Source organism: Burkholderia sp. Ap-955 (assembly GCF_011753045.1).
Classification (GTDB): Bacteria; Pseudomonadota; Gammaproteobacteria; order Burkholderiales; family Burkholderiaceae; genus Burkholderia; species Burkholderia lata_D.
Genome location: NZ_VWWH01000153.1, coordinates 1 through 9,924 on the forward strand (window position 1 = coordinate 1; position 9,924 = coordinate 9,924).

Consider the following 9,924-nt stretch of genomic DNA (forward strand, 5'->3'; position numbering starts at 1 on the left):
CCCGCGCGTTCGGCCACCGCGCGCGCCGCCCGGCGTGCGTCGGCACGCTGCGCCGCATCGATGTCGTCCGGAAAGCGTCGCGCGGCGCCGCGTTCGAGCGTCTGGCCCGCGAGCGTCCAGCCGATCGTGCCGTTGCGCAGCGCGGCGACCGGATTCGGCAGCCCCGCGTTGACGAGCGACTGCGTGCCGATGATGCTGCGCGTGCGGCCCGCGCAATTGACGATCACCTGCGTCGCCGGGTTCGGCGCGAGCGCGCGGACGCGCAGCACGAGTTCCGCGCCCGGCACGCTCGTCGAGGTCGGGATGTTCATCGTCTGGTATTCGTCGAAACGGCGCGCGTCGACGATCACGACATCGGCCTTCGCATCGATCAGCGCCTGCACCTCCTGCGCGGACAGCGACGGCGTATGCCGCTCGGCCTCGACCCATTCGCCGAACGACTTGCTCGGCACGTTCACGTCGATGAACAGTTCGCCGCCCGCGGCGACCCAGCCCGCGAGGCCGCCGTCGAGCAGCCTCACATCTGTGTAGCCGAGTTGCGCGAGCTTGGCGGCCGCGCGCGGCGCGAGATCCTCGCCGCCGGCTTCGCCGAACACGACGATCGGCGTGTCGCGGCGCGGAATCCGCGTCCACGCGTCGAGTTCGAGTTTCGACAGCGGAAAGTTGGCGGCCCACAGCGGGTGGCCCTGCGCGTACGGATCTTCCTCGCGTACGTCGATCAGCGCGATCTCGTCGCGGGCAAGCAGGCGGGCGCGCACGTCCTGGTACGACGCGACGGGAAAGCGGGAGGTGGAGTCGGCGGTTTGCGTCACGGTGTCTCTGTCTTGAATGCGTTGAAGTCGGTGAAGAAAGCGGAACGGATGAATCTTGTGCCCGCCGGCGCGTGCCGGCAACCGGCCGCGCGTGCGGGCGCTGCATCAGGCATCAGGCATCAGGCATTCGAATAACCCGACACGAACGGCTTCACGGTACCGTCGTCGAGGAACACCGCGCGCTCCACCTTGCCGATGTTCGCGCCGTACACGTGGATGCTGATCGATACCTGATCGTCGAACGCGTTGGTCACGCGATGGACATCGCCGATGCGCGGCGACACGGCCTCGATTTCGCCCGGCTGCAGCCGCACGGCGTCGCCGGCCGGCTCGGGTCTGCCCGCTGCGTCGAACCGGTACGGCTGCGAGAACTCGCCGCCGCGCAGCATCCCGATCAGCCCCCACACCGTGTGGTTGTGGATCGGCGTCGTCTGGCCGGGCCCCCACACGAAGCTGACGACCGAGAACCGCTCGTCCGGGTCGAGATGCAGCAGGTACTGCCGATAGCGCGTGGGGTCGGGCTGCGCGAATGCGTCGGGCAACCAGTCGTCGTGTTCGACGAGCGCGGCGAGCAGCGCGCCGCCCTCGTCGAGGATGCGCGCCTCGTTCGCGCCGGACGCGAGCAACGCGCCCAGGCCATCGACGAACGGCCACAGCGGCGTCTGATGCAACGAAAGCGTACTCATCGGCTGACTCCTCGAATATGATGCCGAATATGATGGATCGTCATGATGCACCCGAAAGACCATGCAGAACAAACATGAAGATTAGCGATATCGATGCTTTTGCAGCGGTCGTCCGCTGCCAGACCCTGAGCCAGGCCGCGGCCGAGCTCGGGATGACGCAGCCCGCGATCACGCGGCGCGTCCAGAATCTCGAGGAAGCGCTCGGCGTGATCCTGCTCGATCGCAACACGAAGCCGCCGCGCCCGACCGACATCGGCCGGCAAGTGTTCGAGCAGTGTCGCGCGATCCTGCGCGAAGTCGATGCGCTGCGCGAGCTGACGGCCGGCGAGCAGCCGCCTGCCGGCGAATTCCGGATCGGGCTCACGCAGGGCCTCGGCGAGCTGATGCTGCCCGCGCTGATCGCCGAACTCGCCGCGCAATGGCCCGCGCTCGCGACACAGGTCACGACCGCCTGGGGCGGCATGCTCGTCGAGCGCGTCGCCCGGCGCGACCTCGATGCGGCGCTCGTGTTCCTTGCACGCGAAATGATGCTGCCGGCGCAGGTCGAAGGTGAACGGCTGCTGGCCACGCGGCTCGTCGCGGTTGGCCGCAAGGGCGACTGGCCGCGCCGCAGCTACCGGCTCGCCGATTGCCACGCGCGTGGCTGGGTACTCAACCCGGACGGCTGCGGTTTTCGCGCGGGCTTGCGGCGCGCGCTCGACGCGCAGGGCCTGCCGATGCCGGTCACGCTCGACACCTACGGTCGCGACCTGCAGTTGCAGAGCGTCGCGAACGGCTTCGGCATCGGGCTGATGCCACTGCCGCTCGTCGAAGGCAGCCCGCTGCGCGATGCACTCGACATCGTGCCGCTCACCGATTTCAAGCCGCAGATCGATCTGTGGCTGCTGCGCCGGCACGATGCGGCCCGCTTCGATGCGCCGCTCGCCGCCGTTGCCGCCCATGCGCGCACCGCGTTCGCGTTGCCCGAGCAGGCGCACGGCAAGGCGGCCTGACCGGACCGGGCGGCGAAGGCGTCGCGCCGCCCGATTGGCGCCCGCGCCAGCCCTGCTCCCGTCACGCATCGCCGCGGTCGCGTTCGGTCCCGTTGACCGACGCCCCGCTCGTCTCCGTCTCGCCCTTCGTTGCGTGCTTCGTCTCACTCCGGCTCGCCGCTTCGAGCGCCGCACGCCCCGCCGCCACCGCGATCGCATCGTCCTGCGGCGTATGCACGCGGCTGCACAGCACGTCGCGATAGTGACGTTCGAGCGGATTGGCGCGGCTCAGCCCGTGATTGCCCGACAGCTTCAACGCCTGCTCGACCACGCGGATCGCGTGCTCGGTTACGGTCCGCTTGACGAGGCCGCTCGTCGTGACCGTCGGTGCATGGCCCGCGTCCGTGCGCCCGATGTGGTCGTCGAGCAGCACACGGTTCGCATGCAGCCAGCCCTCGATTTCGCCGACCGCTTCCTGCACGCGCGGCAGCGTCGCAAGCGGCGCGCCCAGCCCGCTCGGCGCACGCGTCGTCGCGAACCCGACCAGCCAGTCGCGCGACGCACACGCCACCGCGTCGTACAGGCTGCCGAGCAGCGCGACCATCCACGCCTGCTGGTCGGCCTGCGCGTCGGCATCCGCATGGGTCGCGGCCGACACGGCCCATGCGTCCGGTGCGCGTACGTCGACCGCGTGATCGCCCGGCAGCCGCACGTCGTCGAACACGACCTCATGGCTGCCTGACGCACGCAGGCCGAGGTGATTCCAGCTTTCGATCACGCGGATGCGATCACCCTCCGCATCGCGGTCGCGCGGCACAAGAAACACGCCGACCCGCGGCGCCGGCTCATCGGTGCGCGCCCACACGGCCAGCCAGCGCAGCGCCGGAATCCCCGTGCTGTACAGCTTGTGGCCGGACAATCGCCAGCCGTCGCCGTCACGCCGTGCAATGGTTTCCGGCAGGCCGCCGCGCGACGGCGAACCGAGCGCGGGCTCGACGCGCAGCGCGTTGATCAGCGCGCCTTGTGTGACCGCACTGTCGAACACCGCCCGCCGCACCTGCGCCGGCCAGCGGTTGTCGGCGCGGCCGAGCGCGCGATGCTGCAGGTACGTCATCGTCAGCACCAGCGCGGTCGCCGGGTCGGCGCTCGCGACGGCGGCCACGATCCGGCTCGCCTGCGCGAGCGTCGCACCGGCGCCGCCATGCTCGCGCGGCACGACCTGGGCGATCAGCCCCGCGCGATGCAGTCGCGCGAAGTTCTCGTGCGGAAAGCGGCCGTCGACGTCGTTGCGGGCCGCGTCGGCGGCCAACTCCGGCGCGAGGCGGTCGAGCAGCGCGGCGACGCGGACGTCGTCGTCGACGTCGGCATCTTCGGTGGACAGGAGGCGCAGCGAACGCGGCTGCGGCGATGGCGAGGAAGCGGCAAGGCTGGCGGACATCGAGACGGATTCCCTGGGTAATACGGACAGGCGGCAATAGCGGCAATCGATCGCCACGCGGCGCGGTTTCTCATGAAGTCGGCGATCCGAAACGCGCGGCGCCGGTTCGCCGGCGCCCGCGCGCCCGATCGTTCACGAGCCCACAGCGTAGGCGCAGCGCACCGCCGCCCAAACCATGCAAATCTGATATTCAAATCGGGATTGATTATTTCCGTTTCGCATGATCTCGGCGTTAACCTGCGCTCCATTCCTGCCCGGCCACGCGCCGGGCCGTCCCTGCACCGGAGACCCAGATGAGCGTCGAATTCATCGGCATGATCCAGAGCCAGAAGCAGTCGGAAATCCACCCGGCGTCCGGCCCCGTGGTCGATCCCGACTATGTGCGCGACTTTGCCCGCGCCCACGAGACGGCCGGCTTCGACCGGATCCTCGTGCCGCACCACTCGACCGGCCCGTCGGCGACGCTGACGATCGCGTTCGCGGCGGCCGCGACCGAGCGCATTCACTTCATGCTCGCGCATCGCCCGGGCTTCACCGCGCCGACGCTCGCCGCGCGGCAGATCGCGACGCTCGACCAGTTCAGCCGCGGCCGGCTCGCCGTGCACTTCATCTCCGGCGGCTCGGACAGCGAACAGCAGCGCGACGGCGACTTCCTCGACCACGACGCGCGCTATGCGCGCACCGACGAATACCTCGGCATCCTGCGACGGATCTGGACCGACGCGCAGCCGTTCGATCACGACGGCACGCACTACCGGTTCAAGCAGGGTTTTTCGGAAGTGAAGCCGCTCCAGCAGCCGCACGTGCCGATCTATTTCGGCGGCGCATCGGAAGCCGCGCTCGCGGTGGCCGGCAAGCACGCGGACATCTACGCGCTGTGGGGCGAATCGCTCGACCAGGTGCGCGACCTGACGACGCGCGTGCGCGCCGAAGCCGCGAAGCACGGCCGACAGGTGCGCTTCTCCGTGTCGTTCCGCCCGATCCTCGCCGCGACCGAGGACGAAGCATGGGCGCGCGCGCATCGCATCCTCGACGAAACGCGCCGGCTGCGCGAAGCGGCCGGCCTCGGCGCCGGCGGCCCGCAACAGAGCGAGGGCGCGCGCCGCCTGCTCGCCGCGGCCGAACGCGGCTCGCGCGTCGACAAGCGGCTGTGGACCGAGATCGCGAAGCTCACCGGCGCACGCTCGAATTCGACGGCACTGGTCGGCACGCCCGAACAGGTCGCCGACGCCCTGCTCGACTACTACGACCTCGGCGTCACGACGTTCCTGATCCGCGGCTTCGATCCGCTGGAAGACGCGATCGACTACGGCCGCGAACTGATTCCGCGCGTGCGCAGCGCCGTCGCCGCCCGCGACGCGGCACGCCGCGCGGCCTGAGCCCAACGGAGCCTATTGGAGCCATCCGCCATCATGTCCGCCGTCCTTGCCTCACCCGTCCGCACCGCATCGGGCCTCGAACTCGCCGAAGCGCCGCGCCAGCATTTCTGGTTCGATCCGCCGGCACCGCGCATCGACGTCGCCGCCGAGCGCCGTCACCGTCAGGAACGGCTCGCGGCCGCATTCCGCCTGTTCGCACGCTTCGGCTTCGCGCAGGGGCTCGCCGGCCACATCACCGCACGCGACCCCGAACTGCCCGACCACTTCTGGGTGAACCCGCTCGGCGTGCATTTCTCGCAGATCAAGGTGTCCGACCTGCTGCTCGTCAACGCACGCGGCGAAACCGCGATCGGCACGCGGCCGCTGAACAAGGCCGCGTTCGCGATCCATGCGGCGATCCATGAAGCGCATCCGCACATCGTCGCCGCCGCGCATACGCATTCGACGTACGGCAAGGCGTGGTCGACGCTCGGCCGCCCGCTCGATCCGCTCACGCAGGACGCCTGCGTGTTCTACGAAGACCATGCGCTGTTCGACGACTTCACGGGGATGGTCGTCGACACGAGCGAAGGCGCGCGGATCGCGGACGCGCTCGCGAAGCCGGACGGCACCACGCACAAGGGCGTGATCCTGAAGAACCACGGCATCCTGAGCGCCGGCCCGTCGGTCGAAGCCGCCGCATGGTGGTACATCGCGCTCGACAACGCCGCGCACACGCAGTTGCTGGCCGAGGCGGCCGGCACGCCGCAGCCGATCGATCACGCCACCGCACGGCACACGCACGGCCAGATCGGCGGCCCCGAGGGCGCGCTGCATGCATTCGACAGCCTGTTCGCGCGCGTCGTCGCCGACGAACCCGACCTGCTCGACTGAGCACCTTTCCGCACGACCGGAGACCAGACCTCATGACCCGAACCACCGCACCCGCGCCCGTGCCCGCCGACGCACACGACGACAAGCGCCGCAAGCTGCTGCGCGCCGCCGGCGCCGTCGCGCTCGCCGCACCCGCGATCACGCTGGGCCGCAAGGCCTGGTCCGCGCCGCCGCTGAAGAAGCTCACGTTCGCGTGGAACCAGAACGCGTTCTGCCTGACGCCGATCGTCGTCGCGCAGGAGCGCGGCTTCTTCGAGAAGAACGGCCTGAAGGTCGATTTGATCAACTACAGCGGCTCGACCGACCAGCTGCTCGAATCGATCGCGACCGGCAAGGCCGATGCGGCGGTCGGGATGATCCACCGCTGGCTGAAGCCGCTCGAAGCCGGTTTCGACGTGAAGATCATCGGCAGCTCGCACGGCGGCTGCGTGCGGCTCGTCGGCGCGAAGGCGGCCGGCGTGACGACGCTGCAGGCGCTGAAGGGCAAGACGGTCGGCGTCAGCGACCTGGCTGCGCCCGGCAAGCATTTCTTCTCGATCCTGCTCGCGAAGAACGGGATCGATCCCGAGCGCGACATCACGTGGCGGCAGTATCCGGCCGACCTGCTCGGCGTCGCGGTCGACAAGGGCGAGATCCACGCGATCGCCGACGGCGACCCGAACCTCTATCTGCTCGAGAAGCGCAGCAACGGCGCGTACACCGAACTGGCGACGAACCTGTCCGGCGAGTACGCGCGCAAGGTGTGCTGCGTGATCGGCGCGCGCGGTGACCTCGTGCGCAACGACCGGCCGTCGGCCGCCGCGCTCGCGCGCTCGATCGTGCAGGCCACCGAATTCACGCACGACAACCCGAACGAAGCCGCGAAGGTGTTCGCGAAGTATTCGCCGAAGATCAGCCCCGAGGACCTGCGCAAGCTCTACGCAACGCTCACCTACAACCATCACCCGACCAACGTCGACCTGCAGCAGGAAATCGCGTTCTACGCGGACGACTTCCGCCGCATCAGCGTGCTGAAGAAGAGCACCGACCCGCAGCGCTTCGCGCAGCAGGTCTATGCGAACGTGCTGGGGTGACGCGATGTCGACGATCGAACACGCTCCCGCCGCACGCGCCGCCTCCGCCCCTTCCGGCGGCAGTGCCGCCGCATCCGCGCCCGCGTCGCGCGTCGCGTGCATCGCCCGCGAAGCCACGTTGGCCGCCGAAGCCCGCCGCGCGCGCACCTGGCCGACCGGCATCGCCGCCGCGCTCGCATGGGGCGCGCTCGGCGCCCTCACGCAACTGTGGCCGAACCGCGTCGTCGGTTTCAGCGACTGGGCGTACACCGGCGAATTCGCCGTCGGCGCGTGGACGATCGCCGCGCTGTTGCTGATCGCCGCGACGCTCGGCCATCTCGTTCCCGCGACGTGTACGCGGCTCGCGCGCGTGCGCCCGGCCGGCCCGTGGCTCGTCGCGCTGCCGCTCGTGCTCGCCGCGTGGGAAATCGTCACCGCGAAAACCGGCTGGCTGCCGACCCCGTTCTTCGCGCCGCCGCAGGCGCTGATCGAGGTCTACGTCGACGACTGGCCGCGCCTGCTCGGCAGCGCCGGCAACACGCTGAAGCTGCTCGCGCTCGGCTTCGCGTACGGCGTCGCGGTCGGTTTCGCGGTCGGCGTGTCGATCGGCTGGTCGCGCCGGATCGGCTATTGGGTGCATCCGGTGCTGCGCGTGCTCGGCCCCGTGCCGGCCACCGCGTTGCTGCCGCTCACGTTCTACTTCTTCCCGTCGAGCTATTCGGCGGCCGCGTTCCTGATCGCGCTCGCAACCGGCTTCCCGGTCGCCGTGCTCACGTGGTCGGGCGTCGCGAGCGTCAACAAGCAGTATTACGACGTCGCGCGCACGCTCGGCGCGAACGCGCGCTTCCTCGTGCTGCGCGTCGCGATTCCGGCCGCGCTGCCGCACGTGTTCGTCGGCATCTTCATGGGGCTGAGCGCATCGTTCACGGTGCTGGTCGTCGCCGAGATGATAGGCGTCAAGTCGGGACTCGGCTGGTACCTGAGCTGGGCGCAGGGCTGGGCGTCGTACGTGAACATGTATGCGGCGCTGATCGTGATGGCGCTGCTGTTTTCCGGGCTGATCGCGCTGCTGTTCGCGGTGCGCGACCGCGTGCTCGCCTGGCAGAAAGGAACCGTCAAATGGTGAGCGCCGCCGGTCTCGAATCGTCCGTTGCATCGTCCGTTGCCGCTGCGCCCGCCGTCACGGCGCCGCGCGGCGCGCGCATCGACATCCGCCGCGTGAGCCATGCGTTCGACGGCCCCGGCGGCGCGCTGCCGGTGCTCGACGACGTCACGCTGTCGGTCGCGGCCGGCGAATTCGTCGCGCTGCTCGGCCCGAGCGGCTGCGGGAAGTCGACGCTGCTGCGGCTCGTCGCGGGCCTCGATGCCGCGCGGCACGGCACGATCGCGCAGGACGGCGTGCCGATCGAGCAACCCGATCCGTCGCGCATCGTCGTGTTCCAGGATCCGACGCTGTACCCGTGGCGGCGCGTGCGTGCGAACGTCGCACTCGGACTCGAGGCGCGCGGCGTGGCGCGTACGGCGCAGCATCGCGTCGACGATGCGCTCGCGCGCGTCGGGCTGCAGGAATTCTCGAACGTGTTCCCGCACCAGTTGTCCGGCGGGATGGCGCAGCGGGTCGCGCTGGCCCGCGCGCTCGTCAACGATCCGCGCCTGCTGATTCTCGACGAGCCGCTCGGCAAGCTCGATTCGCTGACGCGGCTCACGATGCAGGCCGAGCTCACCGCGCTGTGGCAACGCGACGGCTTCTCCGCGTTGCTCGTCACGCACGATGTCGAGGAAGCGCTGTTCCTCGCCCAGCGCGTGATCGTGTTCGGGCCGCGCCCCGCGCGGATCGTCGCCGAATTGCACGTCGACCTGCCCTACCCGCGCCATCGCGGCGACCCGCGCCTCGCCGAACTGCGTCACGACGCGTTGCGGCACCTCGGGCTCGATGCGAGCTGGTAGATGCGCGGTGCCGTTCGACGAACGGCCGCCAGGCGGCCGGAACATTGCCGATGAACCCGCCGACGTTCGCCGACTGGGCGCTCGTGTTTCTGCAAGGACTGTATCGCGCGCAAATCGCGCTGGCGCGCGTGCTGCATGCGATCGGGCTGACGGGCGACGCCGACGGTCAGGCCGCGTGGCCGTGGGCCCATCGCATCGCGCTCGAAACGCTGCGCATCGACGCGGGACTCACGCGGCAACTTGCGTTCGCCGTGGCGGCGACGGCGCTGGCGGTCGTGCTCGCGGGCATCGCACTCGCTTCGCGCAAGTGGCGTGTCGCGTCAGCGCTCGCTGCGCTGGCGGTTGCGTGGTTCGCGCCGTGGCCGCCGTCGTCGCTGTGGCTCTCGCCTGCCGTACCGACGAGTTTCCAGCGCGATCCCGCGCCGTTTTCCGTATCGAACGTGATGCGCGGCGCGCACCTGTATGCGCAGCACTGCGCGGCGTGCCACGGCGCGGACGGACGCGGCGAAGGGCCGCTCGCGGCCACGCTCCCGCACTGGCCGCCGACCTTCGCCGGCGCGCTGCTTGCCCGTCGTCTCGACGGCGAGCTGTTCTGGCGCGTACGCCACGGCACGCGCGACGAACACGGCGTGTCGACGATGCCCGGCTTCGCCGCGACGCTCGGCCCCCAGGACACCTGGGCCATGCTCGACTACCTGAAAGCGCTCGCCGCGGGCAGCGGCGCGCAGGCGGAAGGCGCGTGGCCCGTGCCCGTCCCGCTACCGGC

At 70.2% G+C, this 9,924-nt stretch carries 10 protein-coding genes; 7 read left to right on the forward strand and 3 right to left on the reverse strand.

All coding sequences use genetic code 11. The features are described from left to right. A partial coding sequence (locus F3J15_RS36015) for a rhodanese-like domain-containing protein (protein WP_345891974.1) occupies window positions 1-812 on the reverse strand: 812 nt, incomplete at its 3' end. A gap of 119 nt (window positions 813-931) precedes the next feature. Next, a complete protein-coding gene (locus F3J15_RS36020; RefSeq protein WP_166897352.1) occupies window positions 932-1,498 on the reverse strand; it encodes a cysteine dioxygenase in 567 nt (188 codons plus the stop codon). Window positions 1,499-1,515: 17 nt separating this feature from the next. On the opposite strand from F3J15_RS36020, the gene F3J15_RS36025 reads away from it, so the two are divergent. Further along, window positions 1,516-2,490, forward strand: coding sequence for a LysR family transcriptional regulator (locus tag F3J15_RS36025; protein WP_205191139.1), 975 nt, complete (start codon window positions 1,516-1,518; stop codon window positions 2,488-2,490). 61 nt (window positions 2,491-2,551) lie between these two features. Here the strand turns inward: F3J15_RS36025 and F3J15_RS36030 are convergent, their stop codons facing one another. Beyond that, window positions 2,552-3,907 (reverse strand): acyl-CoA dehydrogenase family protein, encoded by a 1,356-nt coding sequence (locus F3J15_RS36030; protein WP_166897354.1) that lies wholly within the window; start codon window positions 3,905-3,907, stop codon window positions 2,552-2,554. A 293-nt stretch (window positions 3,908-4,200) separates the two neighbouring features. Between F3J15_RS36030 and F3J15_RS36035 the strand changes: the two genes are divergently transcribed. The 6 genes from F3J15_RS36035 to F3J15_RS36060 all read left to right on the forward strand — a co-directional run. Continuing rightward, window positions 4,201-5,286: an LLM class flavin-dependent oxidoreductase gene (locus F3J15_RS36035; protein ID WP_166897356.1), complete on the forward strand. Its 1,086-nt coding sequence runs from the start codon at window positions 4,201-4,203 to the stop codon at window positions 5,284-5,286. A gap of 33 nt (window positions 5,287-5,319) precedes the next feature. Beyond that, window positions 5,320-6,159: a class II aldolase/adducin family protein gene (locus tag F3J15_RS36040; protein WP_069251444.1), complete on the forward strand. Its 840-nt coding sequence runs from the start codon at window positions 5,320-5,322 to the stop codon at window positions 6,157-6,159. Window positions 6,160-6,191: 32 nt separating this feature from the next. Continuing rightward, on the forward strand, window positions 6,192-7,232 hold the full coding sequence (locus tag F3J15_RS36045; RefSeq protein ID WP_089447532.1) for an ABC transporter substrate-binding protein: 1,041 nt from the start codon (window positions 6,192-6,194) through the stop codon (window positions 7,230-7,232). A 4-nt stretch (window positions 7,233-7,236) separates the two neighbouring features. Further along, window positions 7,237-8,337, forward strand: coding sequence for an ABC transporter permease subunit (locus tag F3J15_RS36050; RefSeq protein WP_166897358.1), 1,101 nt, complete (start codon window positions 7,237-7,239; stop codon window positions 8,335-8,337). After that, on the forward strand, window positions 8,331-9,158 hold the full coding sequence (locus tag F3J15_RS36055; protein WP_166897361.1) for an ABC transporter ATP-binding protein: 828 nt from the start codon (window positions 8,331-8,333) through the stop codon (window positions 9,156-9,158). Before F3J15_RS36050 ends, F3J15_RS36055 begins: the two co-directional genes overlap by 7 nt. 50 nt (window positions 9,159-9,208) lie before the next feature. Further along, window positions 9,209-9,924, forward strand: a 716-nt coding sequence (locus F3J15_RS36060; protein WP_166897364.1) for a cytochrome c, incomplete at its 3' end; no start/stop codon positions are given.

Bases quoted from the DNA above. Each gene is read 5' to 3' on its own strand.
- F3J15_RS36055 (WP_166897361.1), top strand. From the start codon at position 8,331: ATGGTGAGCGCCGCCGGTCTCGAATCGTCCGTTGCATCGTCCGTTGCC.
- F3J15_RS36025 (WP_205191139.1), top strand. From the start codon at position 1,516: ATGATGCCGAATATGATGGATCGTCATGATGCACCCGAAAGACCATGC.
- F3J15_RS36030 (WP_166897354.1), bottom strand. From the start codon at position 3,907: ATGTCCGCCAGCCTTGCCGCTTCCTCGCCATCGCCGCAGCCGCGTTCG.
- F3J15_RS36050 (WP_166897358.1), top strand. From the start codon at position 7,237: ATGTCGACGATCGAACACGCTCCCGCCGCACGCGCCGCCTCCGCCCCT.
- F3J15_RS36020 (WP_166897352.1), bottom strand. From the start codon at position 1,498: ATGAGTACGCTTTCGTTGCATCAGACGCCGCTGTGGCCGTTCGTCGAT.
- F3J15_RS36035 (WP_166897356.1), top strand. From the start codon at position 4,201: ATGAGCGTCGAATTCATCGGCATGATCCAGAGCCAGAAGCAGTCGGAA.
- F3J15_RS36045 (WP_089447532.1), top strand. From the start codon at position 6,192: ATGACCCGAACCACCGCACCCGCGCCCGTGCCCGCCGACGCACACGAC.
- F3J15_RS36040 (WP_069251444.1), top strand. From the start codon at position 5,320: ATGTCCGCCGTCCTTGCCTCACCCGTCCGCACCGCATCGGGCCTCGAA.